Annotated in this window: 16 protein-coding genes, 1 pseudogene and 2 other annotated features; of the genes and pseudogenes, 1 reads left to right on the forward strand and 16 read right to left on the reverse strand. The window is 34.7% G+C overall.

The features are described 5' to 3' along the window. Positions 1 to 32 precede the first annotated feature (32 nt). From AZF08_RS20555 to AZF08_RS20595, 9 genes are all read right to left on the reverse strand, one after another. A complete protein-coding gene (locus tag AZF08_RS20555) occupies positions 33 to 1,394 on the reverse strand; it encodes a sensor histidine kinase (protein ID WP_033674794.1) in 1,362 nt (453 codons plus the stop codon). Then, positions 1,391 to 2,080: a response regulator transcription factor gene (locus AZF08_RS20560; RefSeq protein ID WP_033674793.1), complete on the reverse strand. Its 690-nt coding sequence runs from the start codon at positions 2,078 to 2,080 to the stop codon at positions 1,391 to 1,393. Before AZF08_RS20560 ends, AZF08_RS20555 begins: the two co-directional genes overlap by 4 nt. Positions 2,081 to 2,093: 13 nt before the next feature. Beyond that, positions 2,094 to 3,344 (reverse strand): hypothetical protein, encoded by a 1,251-nt coding sequence (locus tag AZF08_RS20565; RefSeq protein WP_033674792.1) that lies wholly within the window; start codon positions 3,342 to 3,344, stop codon positions 2,094 to 2,096. A 159-nt stretch (positions 3,345 to 3,503) separates the two neighbouring features. Then, positions 3,504 to 4,502 (reverse strand): LCP family protein, encoded by a 999-nt coding sequence (locus AZF08_RS20570; RefSeq protein WP_033674791.1) that lies wholly within the window; start codon positions 4,500 to 4,502, stop codon positions 3,504 to 3,506. A gap of 280 nt (positions 4,503 to 4,782) precedes the next feature. Then, positions 4,783 to 7,089 carry a glycoside hydrolase gene (locus AZF08_RS20575; protein ID WP_033674790.1) on the reverse strand — a complete coding sequence of 769 codons (2,307 nt, stop codon included), beginning with the start codon at positions 7,087 to 7,089 and terminating at the stop codon, positions 4,783 to 4,785. Between the two features lie 135 nt (positions 7,090 to 7,224). After that, positions 7,225 to 8,130 (reverse strand): homoserine kinase, encoded by a 906-nt coding sequence (gene thrB / locus AZF08_RS20580; protein ID WP_033674789.1) that lies wholly within the window; start codon positions 8,128 to 8,130, stop codon positions 7,225 to 7,227. Further along, a complete protein-coding gene (gene thrC / locus AZF08_RS20585) occupies positions 8,127 to 9,185 on the reverse strand; it encodes a threonine synthase (protein ID WP_033674788.1) in 1,059 nt (352 codons plus the stop codon). The genes thrB and thrC overlap by 4 nt, the downstream gene beginning before the upstream one ends. Beyond that, positions 9,178 to 10,473 carry a homoserine dehydrogenase gene (locus tag AZF08_RS20590; protein WP_033674787.1) on the reverse strand — a complete coding sequence of 432 codons (1,296 nt, stop codon included), beginning with the start codon at positions 10,471 to 10,473 and terminating at the stop codon, positions 9,178 to 9,180. Before AZF08_RS20590 ends, thrC begins: the two co-directional genes overlap by 8 nt. Before the next feature lie 150 nt (positions 10,474 to 10,623). Next, positions 10,624 to 10,842 (reverse strand) — a binding site (T-box leader). A 115-nt stretch (positions 10,843 to 10,957) separates the two neighbouring features. Then, positions 10,958 to 11,190: a binding site (T-box leader), on the reverse strand. Positions 11,191 to 11,503: 313 nt separating this feature from the next. Then, positions 11,504 to 12,142 carry a pyridoxamine 5'-phosphate oxidase family protein gene (locus AZF08_RS20595; RefSeq protein WP_033674786.1) on the reverse strand — a complete coding sequence of 213 codons (639 nt, stop codon included), beginning with the start codon at positions 12,140 to 12,142 and terminating at the stop codon, positions 11,504 to 11,506. A gap of 86 nt (positions 12,143 to 12,228) precedes the next feature. Between AZF08_RS20595 and AZF08_RS20600 the strand changes: the two genes are divergently transcribed. Next, complete coding sequence (locus AZF08_RS20600) at positions 12,229 to 12,843, forward strand: NUDIX hydrolase (RefSeq protein ID WP_033674785.1); 615 nt, start codon at positions 12,229 to 12,231, stop codon at positions 12,841 to 12,843. A 19-nt stretch (positions 12,844 to 12,862) separates the two neighbouring features. On the opposite strand, the gene AZF08_RS20605 is transcribed toward AZF08_RS20600, so the two are convergent. The 7 genes and pseudogenes from AZF08_RS20605 to hitR all read right to left on the reverse strand — a co-directional run bounded on the left by AZF08_RS20605 (position 12,863) and on the right by hitR (position 18,964). Further along, the gene (locus tag AZF08_RS20605; RefSeq protein WP_033674784.1) at positions 12,863 to 13,708 is read right to left on the reverse strand and encodes a peptidoglycan-N-acetylglucosamine deacetylase; all 846 of its coding nucleotides are present in this window, start codon (positions 13,706 to 13,708) and stop codon (positions 12,863 to 12,865) included. Between the two features lie 195 nt (positions 13,709 to 13,903). Then, positions 13,904 to 14,776, reverse strand: coding sequence for an aminoglycoside 6-adenylyltransferase (locus tag AZF08_RS20610; protein WP_033674783.1), 873 nt, complete (start codon positions 14,774 to 14,776; stop codon positions 13,904 to 13,906). A 222-nt stretch (positions 14,777 to 14,998) separates the two neighbouring features. Continuing rightward, positions 14,999 to 15,439, reverse strand: a complete 441-nt coding sequence (locus AZF08_RS20615) for an ASCH domain-containing protein (RefSeq protein ID WP_033674782.1) — start codon at positions 15,437 to 15,439, stop codon at positions 14,999 to 15,001. 46 nt (positions 15,440 to 15,485) lie between these two features. After that, positions 15,486 to 16,149: pseudogene (locus tag AZF08_RS20620) on the reverse strand (O-methyltransferase). 145 nt (positions 16,150 to 16,294) lie between these two features. Next, positions 16,295 to 17,014: a 3-ketoacyl-ACP reductase gene (locus tag AZF08_RS20625; RefSeq protein ID WP_033674781.1), complete on the reverse strand. Its 720-nt coding sequence runs from the start codon at positions 17,012 to 17,014 to the stop codon at positions 16,295 to 16,297. 220 nt (positions 17,015 to 17,234) lie between these two features. Then, positions 17,235 to 18,290 (reverse strand): sensor histidine kinase, encoded by a 1,056-nt coding sequence (locus AZF08_RS20630; protein ID WP_033674780.1) that lies wholly within the window; start codon positions 18,288 to 18,290, stop codon positions 17,235 to 17,237. Continuing rightward, positions 18,287 to 18,964, reverse strand: a complete 678-nt coding sequence (gene hitR, locus AZF08_RS20635; RefSeq protein WP_033674779.1) for an envelope stress response regulator transcription factor HitR — start codon at positions 18,962 to 18,964, stop codon at positions 18,287 to 18,289. Before hitR ends, AZF08_RS20630 begins: the two co-directional genes overlap by 4 nt. Positions 18,965 to 19,068 lie beyond the last annotated feature (104 nt).

The following is a 19,068-nucleotide window of genomic DNA, read 5'->3' on the forward strand; positions in this document are numbered from 1 at the left end:
TTGGTAAATAACAAAAAAACTACATGTACAAATTATAGTGGAAGTTTTATCGAAATCATTGTGCCAAATTCCTCTTTACTAGTAATACGCATTGTACCACCATGAAGTTCAGCAATTTTATTTACAATAGCTAATCCAATTCCCGCACCTGATGAATTACTTTTAATTTGATAAAAAGATTTCATTACAAATGGTATATGTTCTTTCGCAATTCCTATCCCTTGATCTGCTACAGTAATGACTGCTTGTCCTTCTGTTTGTTTCAAAGTAATAGAAACTCGCCCTTTATCATAAGAATACTTAATTGCATTATCAATGATATTTAAAAATACTTGCTTTAATCTACTTTTATCACCAAGTACTTCTATCTCTTCTATACTACAGAGGATTTCAATCTGCTTTTTCTCGGCCTTCGGTGTTAACTGCCAAATTGTTTCGTTAAGTATTTGATTTAATTGAACTTTTTTCTTATATAGATGAAGATGTTTTGCTTCTAACCTTGAAAAATCTAATAATTCCTCTACAAGGTGAATAAGACGATCCGTTTCACTTGAAATAATATTCATGCCTTGTTTTATCTCTGTTTCCGTTAAGCATTCCACAGACTTTAACGTCTCACTCCACCCTTTAATTCCTGTTAATGGCGTACGCAATTCGTGTGAGATAGATGCAATAAATTCATTTTTCATTTGCTCTGCCTTTTCGATTTTATATGACATATGGTTTAAGCTACAAGCTAATTCACCTAACTCACCAGGATAGTCTTCTTTAATTTTATAATTCAATGTCCCTTCCGCAATTTGTGAAGAAGCATGAATAATGGATTGGATTGGTTTGACGAAAAGATTCGCTAATCGCTTGCTAATTAACAAAACAATACCTGAAATAATGACTCCAACGAAAATTGTAAATAATATAAGCTCTATAATTTTTTGATTTACACTTCTCAAATTTGTTGTGTACTTTAAAATTCCAATTGTTTGTCCTTGATGAATCATCGGGCTCAACACTTTTAATTGTTTTTGTTTATCCTTTGTTGTGATAACCTGATGATGTGTTTCTCCTTCAAGTAATGAAAAAGGAATTTCTACTTTTTCATTTACTTTCTGTCCACTTGAGGATTGTATGACAACGCCGTGCCGATCAATTAATTGTAATTCTGTTCCTTCTAATTGAAAAGCTTCCATAATATCACCACTATATTCGCGCAATCGAATAAAATAAACCGAATTATATTCAGAAAAGAAACGGGTACTCGTTTTTGCATGCGACTCTATATGGTTAATAATACCATTATAATAGTACCGATAAATAGAAATAGAAAAAACCACTTCGAACAAAACAAGCATAAGAATAATAACTGTCATAAAATACAAACTAATTTTCCGCTTCATTCTACGCGTTCCTTCCACATGTAACCTTTTCCCCATACGGTTAAAATATACTGTGGATTAGACGGGTTAGATTCTATCTTTTGACGTAAGCGCCTTATATTTACATCTACTACTTTCATATCACCTACATAATTTACACCCCATATTTTATTTAAAATTTCATCACGTGAAATTGGCTTAGTAGTATTGCTCATTAAATACTGAAGAATACTATATTCTGTTGGGGTTAAATCAATTACTTCTCCATCTTTATATAACTTTTCTTGGAGAAGATTTAATAGAAACGGTCCTGATTGAATCACTTCGGTGCTTTCTTCATTTACTTTTACCCTTCTTAGCAAAGATTGTACACGAGCGGTTAATTCAATTGGACTAAATGGCTTTTCAATATAATCATCTGCTCCAATTGTTAACCCTTGCACCTTATCTTTGTCTTGAACACGTGCCGTTAACATAATAATCCCGATTTTTCTATTGATTTCTCGTATCGATTTACATACCTCAAAACCGTCTATCCCAGGTAACATTACATCTAACAGCGCAATATCAACTATTTGTTCTCGTAAAATTTCTAAAGCTTCTTCTCCTGTCCCTGCTTCTAGCACATGAAACCCAGCACGCTTCATATTTAAAACAATAAAGCTACGAATCGTTATTTCGTCTTCCAGTACTAAAATTGTGGTCATTATCTCCCCTCCTTTATTCCTGCTGATACTCAGCTAGCGGTTTAATATAAGACTTTAATTTGTTGTACTTGAATTGTTTTGGCACGGCATATACCCGAGAGGTTGTTTTAACTGCCGCTTCATAATCTTGAACATTTAGCCATTCTTTATGTTTAAAAGTGTGCACTTCAAGCCACGGTTCATTTGTATCAGCATAAAGAAAAGACTGAATGTTCTTTGAAGTGTTTTCAGCTGAAAGTGTAATCTTTCCAATTAATTCTCTAGGGATTTTAACAAAATACCCTTGCTCTACATTTATATATCTTTCTTCTATCAGCTTAAATCCACTATTTCCATCTAACTGTACATATCGTTCAAACTGTGGACTCTCAGCATGTGAATGTTCTTCCCATCCTTTTGCCTGAACAGTAGTAGCAAACTCGATGATTCCATCCCGATTCACATCTTGACTCTCTAATACAAAATCATTAATTAATGGATTGTCTTCATCTAGAAATACTTTTTCAAAATGACTGTTTTCAAATTTAGCTATATACGTAATTCCAGAGTGGGCGCCAGCTCCAACATCAATAACTATCGCTTTCTTTTGTTTAGATATATGCCCTAGCTGTATTTTCTGTATTTCATTTATATATGGATCAAACGAAACATTCGATACAATCTTAAATTCTTCTATAAAATCAACTTGTAATCGTTGATTTTTTTTATAAGTAACCAAACTTATATCGTTAATCCCATTCGCATTTAAATCGTCTACAAACAATTTTGTATAATCCCGATTATAAATTTCAGTTATATTATTTTGTTCTAATGAGAAAGCATACACTACATTTTGAGAAACTTCACGATTAGTAGAAATGCCCACTAAAATTTCTTTTTTATGATTTCCTGTAAAATCGCCTACTGCAACATAATCCAGTCCTTCTCCTATAAAAGTACGGGTTAATTGTAATTTCCAACCTTTATCGGTTTCCTTATAAAACGATAAATATACTTGATAATCTTCATTTGATTGCTTATAAAAAATTACAACTTCTTTCTTTCCGTCTTCATTTATATTCATTGTCCAAATCGTTTGCTTATCTCTATTTGAAATCGGTGTAAGCAAACGATAGTTAACAGGAAGATCTTTATTCATTTGTTCTTTTAATTCATTTAGCCAGCTCCCATAAGTAGGAGCTTCCATTAAATTTGTCGGTGTTTCAGCTATTGTACAGCCAGTCAATATTAAAATAATGCCCATGATGCTAAGCGCTTTTCGCATATGTTTTCTTTCCTTATCGCAAATTTTCCATTTACTTTTCCACTTCACACTACATTTTTACACATAAAAAATTATAATTTTTATGTGGTAGAAAATCGTTACAGAAAAGTTACAAATCTGTTTCAAAAAAAAAAGATTGGCAGGTGCCAACCCTTTTTGTTAATTTCGCACTGTCTTTGGTGTAACACCTAGATGCTCATTTAACTTTTTAGAAATATCTTGCACATTTTTTTCATTTGGAATGTAGTAATAAATACCACCAATACGTTTATCTGTACCTTCTACTTGCATTTTTTCCATTTGTAAATCTGTTCCTGCCATATTTTTTGTAATAGAAAGCATATCGTCAAATGTTAAATTTGTTTTCATATTACTATCGATTGCATCTAATAATGAGCTCATTTTACTAATAGATTGAACAGACATTGCTTTTTTCGCAATTGCTTCAATAACAATTTGTTGTCTTTGACCACGCATTGCATCACTATCAATTTTACGTGTTCTCGCTAATGCAAGTGCTTGTTCTCCATTTAAATGTTGATATCCTTTTTCTAAATGAATCATACCCGCCTGATCTTTACTATCTTGCTCTGTAAAGGTAACTGGTACATCAATATCAATACCGCCAAGTGAATCGACAACTTTTACAAAAGAATCAAAGTTAAACTTCACATAATAATCAACTGGTACATTTAAAAATTTCTCTACTGTATTACGTGTACTTTCAACACCACCGAATACATGAGCATGTGTAATCTTATCTAACTTCTTTCTTGATGGAATATATACGCGGGAATCACGCGGGATACTTACTAACTTCACAGATTTATCATCTTTATTAATTGTCGCTAGTAACAACGCATCAGTACGAACTGCTTCCCCGTACTGCCCTTTTCGAATATCACTTCCATCAATACCCATAATTAAAATAGAAATATTATCCTTCATCGGTTCAACTTCTTTATCACGTTTCGCTGATTTATCAATTTGTGCATATGCATCACTTACAACTGCTTTAGCTTTATTATATAAAAACGAACCATACCCTACTCCTCCAAAAATAAGTAGGAAAAATGGAATCAAAATGAACCATTTCATAGATTTTCTTTTAGAACGCTTCTTTTTGCTTCTTGTATTTTGGTCTAATTCAGAACTCATATTTATTCCCCTCTCTTTCTCTTTTCCTAGTATACTCCATGTCTATCAATCTTCATATTGAATTTCATTTCATTCACCTTACATTTTTGTAAGGTTTAATTATATAAAATTCAATATGTATTTCATTTCACATTATACTCCCGTGTTATATTTTAGCAAGACACTAAATTGAATTTCCAATAATTTTACAAACCCATTGTGCCTACCAGTAAAAAATACCCACTAGTTCGTACTTTCATTACTATACTAGTGGGTATCTTCTATATTTATTTATTTATTTCTATCCATTCACTTCTGGTTTGTAAATCGTCTTCTTTTCTTCATCATAAATAATAGCTGATTTTGCTGGTACCGTTATATCCCCTGTTTTCGCATCATCATTTGAAAAATTAACAACGACTTTTATATCTTTCCCATATGAAGCTGATTGCACTAGTTTATCTTCTGAAAGATATGCAAAATCTGTCATTTCCTTCTTTATAGCTTTCTTATGAAATGCTTCCCATGTTTTCAAATGATGCGTAATTTCTTTTTTATGTTTGTTCCATTCTACTTCATCTAAATGATATAGCGGTGGCACATTATATAATAATTCATATAGCATACGGTCTCCCACTTCTTCCTTTATCTTTAAACTTCCCCATTCCCAATGGTGAGTTGTAATAACGGAATCATTGTACACTAATTTATATAGAGGAATCGAATACACTGGATTTAAGTATACTTGTTTATATTCTTCCTTCAACGGTACTTGCTTCACATACTTTTCTGGAACATTTTGATTCGGTGACCAATATCCACCTACATAATAAGGACTTGTTTTATTTTTCCTCATATCTTCATCATCCCATTTAATAACAGGCGTTTCAATCCCATGTGCAAATGCAATAACTTGACTTGCAAAATCATTTCCACCTTCTGAGCCAACTACCATACCTTTTTCTTTTGCTATATAATCCATACGTGCTAAGCGTGCTTTTAAATCTTGTTCTTGTGTTGTTATATGTTCTGCAGAGTAATCATCATAAATTTCTCCTGTAGCATCGCAATCAATAAACCACGAATTGAATGGGATACCATTATTCAATATGCCACTGACACGTTCTTTCACACTAGGCATAGATAATGTCGGGTTTAATTTACGACCTCTCCCTAAAAATCCTTGTATTTTCTCACCATTCTTTTTCGCAACCGTTGCATTTTCAAATAATGAAGGATCTTTAAAGGAAGCTGTATTCCAATTTTTATCACCTTTTTCATGAATCGAATGATAAGAATCATATGGACCAACTAAGTATCCCATTTTCTCAGCTTGTTTCACAAATTCTGGTTGCATGAATCCTTGTTCCCAGTTTGGAAGACCGATCCATGCATGATTAATATCCGCTTCTTTCATCTCTTTTAAAATGTTCGTTCCATCGGCACTGCCCCATTTATCAATATCATCGACAGCATCACCTAGTGCTGACTTTAATACATACTTATTGAAATTATACAATTCTGTTTCTGTTAAATGGTCTACACCTTTTTTCAATAACGCACTTGCTTCACCATCAATTTCTGGGAAGATATCTTCTTTATAAAATTCCTTCATAGCTAATGCTTCATTTATATAGCGTAACACAACATTCTTTTGATACTTATCAATAAAATCTTGCTTATTAACTTGCTCAAGGACACTTAGTTCCCCAGGCTCTTTACTGTATTTTTGGATTAGTTCTTTAATCCATCCGAATAAAGGACTATTCATTTTCTCCCTTAACTTTGGCCAGTTCACATTACTTTGTGACAAAGCATTTTGATTCCAAAAATAAAAGTGCGCCGATCCATATAATTTTTCAATTTTTTTATTTTGCTTCGCTTTTTCTTGCAGTGTTTTAAATTCACCTTTTTCTACAATGTTGTTTTTGTATAGCTTAGCAATACTTACTGCATCGTTATCTGTCACATATAATTGAAAACCATATGTTTTATTTTTATTGATACTTGGAAATTCGTGTACAAAATCAAACCCTATTTTAGGATCTGAATGAAATTTCAATTCATTATTAAACATATTATTTGCAACATATACCATAGAATACTTCGAACCATTTAATGCGAAAAATTTCATTGAAAATGATTCTGCAAATGTATACGTGTCATCTTTCAAGAATTTCTTCCAATTTTCATCATTACTTGGAATTTGCTTTCCTTCCCATAATGGAAGTGTATAATTCTCAGCTTGCACTTTCGGCCACGTAAAACTTTCTGCACCTGTAGATTCCACTTCAATATTTAAATGATCTTTTTTCTTTTCTAAGTTTACTTTTACTTTCTGATCTGGATATTCCCATGATGTGTGTGTATCGTCTTTTTTCAATTTTGATACTTTCATTTTCGGTAAAGGCTGTGACGCTTGTTCCTTCACACCATCCCGTTCTACTGTTAATGCAAATGTTTCTGGATTAACCTCATACGTAAAATCCTTATATGTTACCTTTTTTACTTTTGATTCATTTGAAACACCACTTTGTTGCCAATCGCACCCCGCTAAAGTTGAAATTGTCATTGTTGTAAAAAGACATATTGCCATCATTTTTTTCATCTTCTGCACCTCCACCAATGAATATACAGGTGGTTTGTTACAGGAATGTGGCAACATGAAAAAGTTATTGCAGATACAAAAATAGTAATAACAAAAGAAAGCTAGCATTGTGCTAGCTTTCCTTCCAAATTCATGTTAATTTTCCATTGATAAGTCAACAACTTCTTCTCTATTAACAACAATACCCTCATGATCAATATCAAGTTCACAAACCCCTATATCCGGAAACACTTTCGCTAATTGTTCAGCAATCTCCTGGCGTTTCTCATACGAAGTCAAAATAAAAATAGACGGCCCTGCACCACTAAGTGCTGTTCCATAGGCTCCAAACTTTTTCGCACATTGACGAATAGAAGGTAACAACGGAACAAGCTCAGAACGATATGGTTCATGAAATTGATCCCGCTCCATCATGTCACCAACAATCTCCCACTTCTTCTGACAAAGCGCCGCCACTAATACGTTACTTACTGCACTTGCACGAACCGCATCATGAAACTGAAATGTCTTCGGTAGTACAGAACGACTTTTATTTGTATTTAATTCCTCATTAGGAATAAGAGAAATCACTCCTAATTCTTTACTCTCTATTCTAACAACAGACACATGATTTCCATCCATCGCGCCAATTACTGTCCCTCCGAAAATCGAAGCTGCTACATTATCAGGATGCCCCTCGAAACTCGTAGCAAGGTGAACTTTCTCATCTGCTGTTAATTGTAATTCCCCAAGCTGATTTGCAAGCTCTATCCCTGCTACAATAGCTGACGCACTACTTCCTAATCCTCGCGTGAGCGGAATATTACTAGTAACTTCTATTATATAAGAAGATAAAGACGGGCATACTCTAAGTGCCGTACTTACAATTAAATTCCTTTCATCATTTGGAATGGACGAATCGAATGAATGTATAACATGCCAGTGAGTCGATTCTCCTTTTACATATACGTCCAAATACAAAGATAATGCTATTCCAACAGAATCGAAACCAGGGCCTACGTTTGCTGTACTAGCCGGAACACGAACTTTGAATGGAATCACGAAATAATCACTCCTTTAATATGTTCTTTCATTTGTTCCATATCATTTGAAACACTTGCAATGTCTAAGTGATTAGAAGTGATAGCGATGTCAGGGTCTTTCAAGCCATTCCCTGTTAATACAGCAACAACCGTCTCTCCCTTTTTGATCTTCCCTGCTTGAACATGTTTCATTACCCCTGCCAGAGAAGCACTTGACCCTGGTTCTGCAAAAACTCCCTCTGTTTTTGCTAACAACTGATAAGCATTTAAAATTTCTTCGTCTGATACCATATCAATTTCACCATTTGATTGCTCCGCTGCTTCTACAGCGTAGGACCAGCTGGCCGGATTACCAATTCGAATTGCAGTTGCGACCGTTTCTGGTGAATCAATGACATGACCCTTTACAATTGCCGCTGCCCCCTCTGCTTCAAAACCGTGAATTCTAGGTTTTTTGAAGCCCTTTTCCTTCTCATATTCACAAAAACCTTTCCAATATGCTGTGATATTGCCTGCATTCCCAACCGGAATAGCAAGGACATCTGGTGCTTTTTGCAACTGATCACAAATTTCAAACGCTGCTGTTTTTTGTCCTTCAATGCGATATGGATTCACAGAGTTTACTAAAGTAATTGGCTCTTCAGCTGCAATTTGACGTACGGCTCGAAGTGCGTCATCAAAGTTCCCTTTAATTGAAATAATTTCTGCCCCATATGCAATTGCTTGCGCTAATTTCCCATGAGCAATTTTCCCTTCTGGTATAACGATAATACACTTCATTCCAAGACGAGCTGCATATGCTGCTGCCGATGCTGATGTATTGCCTGTTGAAGCACAAATAATTGCCTGCGAGCCTTCTTCTTTTGCTTTCGCAACCGCCATCACCATTCCTCTATCTTTAAAAGACCCTGTAGGGTTAGCGCCCTCATATTTTCCGTATAAATGAATCCCTAATTTCTTTGAAATGTTCAGAAGTGGAATGAGTGGTGTATTCCCTTCCATTAAGCTTACGTCTGGTGTATTATCATTTACTGGTAAATAAGAAACGTACTGTTTTAATAATCCCTTATACATATTGTTTTTCCTCCTCAATGCTGTAATAACTTTTCACTTCATTTACTACATTCTCTAGCGATATTAAAACTTGTTCAAATTGATACTTTGAAGTTTGATGTGTCACAATTACAATTTCTGCAAGCTCTTGATTCAATGGCAATTGAATAATCTCTTCCAAACTAATAGAACTATTAACGAAACATTCCGTTATTTTCTGAAACATCCCTGGTTCATCACGTAATAAAATACGTACAAAGTATTTAGAAATAACCTCTTCATCCTGTTTTAATTGATAAGGCTCTGGCTCTTTTAACACACTTTGATTTTTCACTACTTGATTCATATTTTTCACAATTGAAATAATATCGCTCACTACAGCCGAGCCTGTCGGCAATTTCCCTGCCCCTGGTCCATAAAACATCACTTCCCCAACTGCATGACCATGTACATACACAGCGTTAAATTCATTATTCACACTAGATAATGGGTGATGATTTGGTAATAAAGTAGGTGCTACACTTAAGTTAATCGCAGAACCTTCTTTCTCTGCTTTTCCAATCAACTTCATAGTAAATCCTAACTTTTCTGCCATTTCCAAGTCTTCTTTTTCTATATTTCGAATACCTCGAACATGCACATCATCTAACGAAACATTCATCGAAAATCCTAAATTAGCTAGAATTGCCACCTTCCTTGCAGCATCGAGCCCATCTACATCTGCTGATGGATCTGATTCTGCAAACCCCAACTTTTGAGCTTCTTTGAGTGCTTCTTCATACGAACATCCATTTTGACTCATCTTTGTTAAAATATAATTTGTTGTTCCATTTACAATTCCCATTATCTTTTCAATATGGTCCGAAGCTAAGCCATCGACAAGTCCTCTTAATATTGGAATCCCTCCTGCCACACTCGCTTCATAAAACAAATCACAATTATTTTCATTTGCAAGTTGCAGCAATTCAGTTCCATGTACAGCCATTAAATCTTTATTTGCAGTTACGACATGTTTCTTGTTTTGCAATGCCTTTACGATAGATTGTTTTGCCTCTTCGATTCCTCCCATTACCTCTACTACGATATCAATATCAGAATCATTTAAAACATCATCTACATTACTTGTAACATGAATTCCATCGATTAAAACATCACGTTCTTTTTCCAAATCCCTTACAGCCACTGCCTTTACATTTACTTCACACCCTGTATCAAGTGATATTTTCTTACGGTGTTCTTGCAAAATTTGAACTACACCACTCCCTACAGTGCCTAAACCTATTACACCAACATAAACTACATTACTCATCTTCCCATCTCCTCCTAAATTTTAATTTATACTATATGAGTCACCTTTATCTGCTTTACATTCGTGCAGGTGGTGGTTATTTCCGTACATATAAATCGTTTCACTCTACAGCACCTCCCTTCAATGTCAAAAAAACACACTCATCCCTAGTAAAGGGACGAATGTGTTTTTCGTGGTTCCACCCTTGTTTCAATCCAACAACTTAACATTTCCTTTGGATTGCTCAAGATCAGATAACGGCTGAGTCCGTCAATAATTACTAGATTACTCTTTCACTATTGAAGTTCAAAGGTGGTAAAATGATTTCCCGTGTTGCCTCCCTCTCTGTAAACCGTAAAAATCATCTCATGTCCTTATCATTACTTTTTCGTTCATATGTATTTGTTAATTCATTATACTTACATGTAAAACAAAAGCAAGTAATATTTTTTATTTTTAAAATTTTCAAATATTAATTCTATATAAAAAACACACTCATCCCTGGTAAAGGGACGAATGTGTTTTCGTGGTTCCACCCTTGTTTCAATCCAAATATATATTCACCTGGACTGCTCAAGATCAGATAACGGCTGAGTCCGTCAATAATTACTAGATTACTCTTTCACTATTGAAGTTCAAAGGTGGTAAAATGATTTCCCGTGTTAGGAAGCTCACAGCCTATGGCCTCCCTCTCTGTAAACCGTAAAAATCATCTCATGTCCTTATCATTACTTTTATGTCTATTTGTTAAATTATTATAATTATGATAATTCAAAAAAGCAAGCCTATTTTCTGAAAAATATTTATATGCCATTTACTTCAGCAGACAATTACATTTTCACAACATATCTTGCAATAATAATTAGGGTTACAAAAAGAAACTATTAAACTTGCAGTTTTTCCCTTTTCCAAAAGCGCACATTACATAATAACTCATAGGAGCATATTTCTGCCTCTCAAAATACTGATCACCGATAAAGAGAATACTCTTCCACCGTCTTAACATTAATTATATTTATATATTTTATCAAACAAATAATCTGTAATATTCTCAGTATAATCTTTTCGTATAACTTTCCTCTAAAGAACGTGCAACTTCCTCTTCATTTGTATTCACTTTCGTATGATCAACAAGCATTCTTGCTGCTGATGGCAGTTTTTCTTTGTCTAACCAAGAGTCTGGTTCCCACAACTTAGACCTTATGAATGCTTTTGCACAATGGATAAAACACTCTTCTATTTCTACAACAATTCCAAGAAGTGGACTGCGACCATTTACTTGCATTTTCTCCAAAATCTCTTCGTCTTTTGTAATGGCTGCACACCCATTTATTCGTAATGATTCTCCAAGCCCTGGAATGAAAAAGATAAGTCCCACCTGTGGATTAGATAAAATATTAAGAATCGAATCCACTCGGCGATTCCCCGGTCTTTCTGGAATGACAATTTGATTTTCATTTAAAACATATACAAATCCAGGTGCATCTCCTCTTGGCGAAGCATCACAATGACCAAATTTATCTGAAGTAGACATTACTAAAAATGGGGATTTAGACAGAAATTCACGACAATGATGGTCAAGCGATGGAATCACTTTTTTGACAGCCCGTTCACTTGGATACCCTAAAATAAGACGTAGTTCATCTTCTGTTGAAATAAATGAATTTTTTTCTTTCTTCTCTATTCCCATTCCATATACACCTCTTATATTTTCTTTATTTTCCCAAAATTCCATACGTTCATTGTATAATAAAATATACAGAAAGGGGAATATCAATGGCAGAATGGTTAACGATTTTTGACAAAGAGGGAAACAACATAGGAAAAAAATTACGTGATGATGTACATCGTGACGGTGATTGGCACGAAACATTCCATTGTTGGTTTGTAGAAAAAGATAATGAAGACATTTTTTTATACTTCCAATTACGAGCTAAAAATAAGAAAGACTTCCCAGGAAAATGGGATATTACATCGGCTGGACATATTATGCATGATGAAGATATACAAATAGGTGGTCTTCGTGAAGTAGCAGAGGAATTGGGGCTTTCTTTTCAAGGTAATGACTTAGAATACAAAGGAATCTTTAAAATCAATCATGAAATTCCGCATTTTATTGATCGTGAAATGTGCCATATGTACTTTCATACTGTCACAAACCCACTTCCGTTTGCACCAGGTGATGAAGTAGACGATGTAATGAAAGTAAATGCAACTTCTTTTTTACAGCTTTTAAAAGGCGAACTTCCATCTATAACAGGTACTCCAGTTTTAAATAAAAATGCTAAACTTATTACAATAACATTTGAAGATATTTATCCATACGAAATTGAATATTACGAGTTTATAGTAGAAACAGGAAGAGATATGTTCAAAGCCAACTGTTTGTAAAACATGTTGGCTTTTTAGTTTATTTTCTTTGCTTCGATGTATTAAACATACTAGGAAGTGATACGAATCGTGATCCTTTCGCTTTAAGCTGAGGAATAATTCGATCTAACGCATCTACAGATCCTTGCAAATTCCCTCCTGGCGTAGAATGTTGGAGTATCACACTTCCCGGAAATGCATTTCCCAACACAATATTCGTAATCTTCTCTGCACTTACACCTTTCCAATCAACCGTGTCTACACTCCACTGCAGGATCATAAAATTTTGCTTTGTAGCCCATTCCAGTTGTTTTTCAAGTATTTCACCATAAGGTGGACGTATAAACTTTGGTGCATATCCCGTCAATTTCCTCAGTATCTCTTCTGTTTTTACGATTTGATTACGATATTCTTCATCGCTCACTTTCGCTAAATTTGGATGGTTATACGTATGGTTCCCAACGGTGTGACCTTCATTTGCAATTCGTTTTACTACGTTAGGATATTTTTCTGCATTTTCACCAAGAAGGAAAAATGTACCTTTCACACCATAACTTTTTAACTTATCTAATATTTGCGGAGTAAATACAAGGTCTGGTCCATCATCAAATGTAAGAGCAACTTCCGCTTTATTAAATGGCCCAGAAAACGCATAAGCATATTTTTCTACCCATGAAAATGGAGTCCATGATCCTCTAATATCTTTTCCATTTTGAACCACATTATCTAATATAGTATTTGACAGACCAGAAACTATGCTTGGATAGTTTTGATAATAAAGTACATTTGAATACGGCATATAAGAATATACATTGTACAAAGAGAAATTACGCTCTGTAATCCATTGAAAAGGACTCAACATTTCTGATGGATAAAAATAATACATGATAAAAACCTCCCTAAAATTTTATATGCTGTTCATTCGGATTTTGTTAGGAAGATTTGTAATATGAAGTGAAACTTTAATTGCTCTCACAATTAGGTGAATAATGCTCGTAAACAGTGAAATACATGCATTCCATATTAACTCTCGAAACAGAAATAACACCATTCGACCATTCGAACGGTGTTATTTCTTTCTTTAATATATTTTTGTACTATCTTTCGGTAAAGATTTCACATGCTTTAAATAACTTGTCACTCTATCATCATCACCTTGTGGATATTCGTATCCAGAGTAACTAGCAATCTCATTTGCAGCTTTTCTAAATAAATCTCTCATTACACAGAATGCCTTCCAAATATTCTCATACTCTGCATTTGAAAAGGTCTCTACATATTGTTTCCACATGTCATCTTCAAGGTATTGTTCGAAATATTTCCCAAACTTCCCAGCGTTTACTATGAAATTTGTTTTTATCCCAATATGCCACTCCAGCATACACGTAAGCATATCTCGTACAGGACCTTCAAGCATCCCTTTTACATAAGGAAGTTCTTTTCTCCACAATCCTTTTGCTACATTTGTACTGCACCACCAAAACTCATTGCAACAATCAGCAAATTCTTTTGCTGTTGGCTCTTTTATAAGATAATCTGAATCGCTTGCTGGTGGAAATGGTTCAATACAACCATCTTTATCAAGAAGAAGTACACTTAAACTATCTCTATCCATTAGCTCATTTACTAATTGTACTGGAACTAAAGTTAAATCAATCCGATTTCCATCTATAAACTGCATCAAATAGGGAAATCTTCCATCCTCATCAGCTGGAACTATAGTTATTTCCTCTGGTATTTGTACAATCATTATTTCTCCAAATCTATTAATCCAGCTGTGATTAGATGTGAATGACTGTATATCTTTCACAACATATACAATATCATAATCTTGAAAACAATCTTTCTTCACATTTGGATTCACACGAGAACCATTCATAATAACTGCACGAATACGGTCATCTTCTCTTGCTGTATTTAATATTAAACCCATCATTTCTTTTTCACTTCTCATATTTTTCTAACCTCCAAATTTTATCCTGCTATTTGCGGGCAGTAATACTCCTACCTCAAAATTCGACGGAAGCAAAGAAGTTAGGTAGTAGATAAACTGCCCGTAAAAGCCTTCACTTTATTAGGGCACTGTACTGTATTCATTTTGGAGGCGCACGAGAAGAATTACCCGTTTTCCATATACGTTATAACATATCAAACATTTTCTTCATTTTTTCTCTCCCTATTTCTTTACATCTATTAACTTGAAACGTTCACAAACAAGCAACATATCTTTAGAAAATTCATGACCTATTTCATTCAGTTTACTTCTAAAATATCTTTCATGAATTTCTTTCCAGTTTTGATAACTTCCGTCTCCTTCTGCAATTGCAAACTCTTCCGTTACCTCATTCATAGGTGTCAAAGTCACTTCTACTGTTTGAATAATTGCTACTGGTTTTTCATTACTATTTAAAATAACGCTGTAGTCTCCCGTAGTTGGTAACGACACATTCTCCAATTCATAAAAAATATGCCCTGAACACGTTGCTGTTTTTACACCATCGATTACTAACTGGGCAAGATAATCCGAGCTATCACCAAACTGCCATGCACTAACTGACTGAGGGGCCTCTTCGTCTTTCCAATACTCTTCCCAGTACAATCGAGCTGCTGAATTCATTTCTTCATCAACTCACTTTTCAATAGTCTAATAGTTTTATCACATCTTACTCTTCCGTTACAAGCGCAATTACAAATCCATCATATCCCTTACTCCCTACAGTTTGAATTGCTGTGGCACTTACACGTAGTTCAGCCGCAATTAATTCATAGAAACGACGTATTCCTTGTACACGAGAATCGTTACTTGAAGCATTAATTACTTCCCCTTCACGCACTACATTGTCTCCAATAATTAAACTACCAGGTCGTGAGAGTTTAAGAGCCCATTCAAAATATGCAGGGTTGTTTTGTTTATCCGCATCAATAAAAATAAGATCAAATGACTCATAATCTTCAGTAGCTATTTGCTACAACGAGTCTATCGTCATTCCCAACTACATCGCTCAAACTAGCTCGTTCAATATTAGCACGAGCAATTTCAGCATGCTTCTCGTTTGCTTCGAGTGTAATTAGACAACCATCTGTTGGCAATGCTCTCGCAAGCCATATTGTGCTATATCCACCTAAAGTACCAATCTCTAAAATATTACGTGCACCTTGAATCTTTGCAAGCAATTGTAAAAACTTCCCTTGATTTGCTGAAACGTCATGCACTGGCAAACCAGCTTCAGCATTCACTTGAAGCACCTCTTCAAGAATAGAATCTTTTGGTACAAGTAAATCCGTAATATAGTGATTAACAGCCGCCCATTTATCAATATAATTCACGTAAATAACATTCCCTTCGGATTATATGAGATAGATTTCTAGTAGCTTTCACCTTCATTATAATTCGAAAAAATCAGAATTAAAAAAGAAATAAAAAAGATTTAGCTCTACACCAAATCTTTTTTATTTCTTCAGATATACTTTCTTACGGATTAGTAGACCAAAGTCCCGCAGATTTAATAAATGTACGTTTATTTAACTTCAGCTGCGCAACGATAAATTCTGCAATATCTTCCGCTTGCATCACTTTATCTGGGTTACCATCTGTTAATCCTAAGTCTACTGCCATATCTGTTGCTACTGTACTTGGCGTTAAAGCTGTTACACGAATGTTGTGTTTACGTACTTCCATCGCTAATGATTCTGTTAGGCCAAGAACACCAAATTTAGAAGCACTGTATGCACTTGTTACTGGTGCACCTTTTTGTCCTGCCGTAGATGAGATGTTAATAATGTCACCAGACTGTTGTTCAATCATACTCGGCAAAACTGCACGAGTTGCATAATATACACCCATTAAGTTAACTTGGATAATTTTTTCCCAATCAGCAACATCTAATTCTAAGAATTTACCAAACTTCGAAATGCCCGCATTATTAATTAAAATATCGATAGATCCTAAATCACTTTTTAATGTTTCAATAGCAGTAGTAACTTCTTCATATGAAGATACATCAGCAGTAGCAATAACAGCTTTCACACCTTCTGCTTCTACTTCTTTCGCAACTGCTTTTAAGTTTTCTTCAGAGCGTGCTAAAAGACCAACGTTCACGCCTTCTTTCGCTAAAGCGATCGCTACAGCGCGACCAATTCCTCTTCCTGCTCCTGTAATTAACGCATTTTTACCTTGTAATAGTTCTGCCAAATATAACACTCCTCAATTACTTTCTGTTACTAAGTTTTATAATATAAATTTTATCTTCGTTCATACGAAATGACAATTATGCACTTTGATGTGCGTAGGTTACCTGTAAGTAACTGTTGTGTTCAATACACATTTTATAAAAAGTGAAACTTTCATTAGTGTGGTGGCTTCATACCCTACTAATGAAATCTGTATCTCGCACAGCTAATTGCTTATCTTTTTAGTTGTATTTACTACTAGGAATCGAAACAATACATTCTGTTCCATTTCCAACAACACTCTCTACCCGGATCTCTCCCTTATGAAGGTCAATCACTTTCTTCACAATCGCCAAACCTAAACCACTGCCTCCATGTGCACGATTACGTGATGAATCTGCTTTATAAAAACGTTCAAAAATGTGTTGTCTTTGTTCTTCTGAAATCCCTATTCCTGTATCACGAATATGAACTTCAGCCTGTTCACCATTTTGCATTAATTGAATCGTAATCGCTCCGCCAGTTGGAGTAAATTTAATACTATTATGAAGTAAGTTTATCCATACTTGACTCATACTTTCTTCATCTGCAGTGACGTGGATTTTTTCTAAAGACAATTCCAGCTCAATTTCCTTCTCACTCCATAATGGTTCACAGTTCAGCACAATTTGCTTTAATTGTTGATCTAATCGATACGTTCTCCGCTCTGGTAAATACTCTTCAGATTCTAACAACGTTAATTTAAGTAAATTATGACTAAGCTTAGAGAGCCTTGTTGTCTCGGTTTCAATGATCGTAAGATAATGTTCTCTCTTTTCATCAGATAATTGTTCGTCTTGTAATGCACGCGCGAATCCTTTAATTGATGTTAACGGTGATTGAATTTCATGAGAAACATTTGATACAAATTCTTGTCGCATTCTTTCCATTTCATTTAATTCATCCGCCATATCGTTAATACTTTTCACAAGGACACCAATTTCTCCATCATACTGTTCTTCATTTCTTATTTTTACAGAAAAATCGCCTTTTGTAATTTTCTGTATCGGCTCAATAATAGACCTAATCATCGCTTCTCGCTTTGGTTTCATCAAAAATCCTATTAACATACTAATAAGAATGACAAATAAAAATCCAAGTATATCACTAATAAGAAACGTGACAAAAGGTGATACTTCTATCTTAAGAGCACGTAACACATTCGACGACACAAAAAAAGCAATTGACCAAATTACAATGAGAAAGGAAAACACCCCTATAATTGTTCCCGCGACCTTCCAAAACTTCCGTCTACTCATCGGCTTACCTCTAATCGATAACCTAATCCACGAATTGTTTTAATTGTAAAACCGGATTGTTCTTCCTGAAATTTCTCACGCAAACGATTAATATGGACATCTAATGTACGTTCATTCCCTTCAAAATCATAGCCCCACACTTCCTCAATCAGTTGTTCTCTTGAGCATGTTCTACCTATCTTTGAACCTACAGTAAACAATAGTTCAAATTCTTTTAAAGGTAATGTTATACTTTGTTCTCCCATCATAACCTCAAATGTTTTTCGATTTAATAATACATTCCCGACTTGGATAGATTGCGATACTGTAATTTGATATCGTTTAAGCAACGCCTTTACTCGTACAACTAATTCTAATGGATCAAATGGTTTTACAAGATAATCATCTGTCCCTAACTGGAACCCCTTCACTTTTTGAGAAGTCTCTCCTTTTGCTGTAAGCATTAAAAGAGGCATATCATAGTATTGTCTTAATTCATAGCACAGTTCCCAACCATCCATATTCGGCATCATGATATCGAGTATAACCATATCCATTTTCACTTTTTCTATTTTACGAAGAGCATCCACACCATCAGTAGCTTCATAAGTTTGAAAACCTTCTCGTTCCAAAAACACAGCAACTAGTTCCCTAATGTGCGGATCATCATCTACAATTAAAATTTTAGGTACCAAATCATCACCTCTTCTCTTTTATCATACCATTCATGGTTAGTACATTTTCACGTTAAGACAAGGTGTTTCCAACCATAAATCTGATTGATGATGGTGAATAAGCA

It is taken from the genome of Bacillus gaemokensis (assembly GCF_001590835.1).
Taxonomy (GTDB): Bacteria; Bacillota; Bacilli; order Bacillales; family Bacillaceae_G; genus Bacillus_A; species Bacillus_A gaemokensis.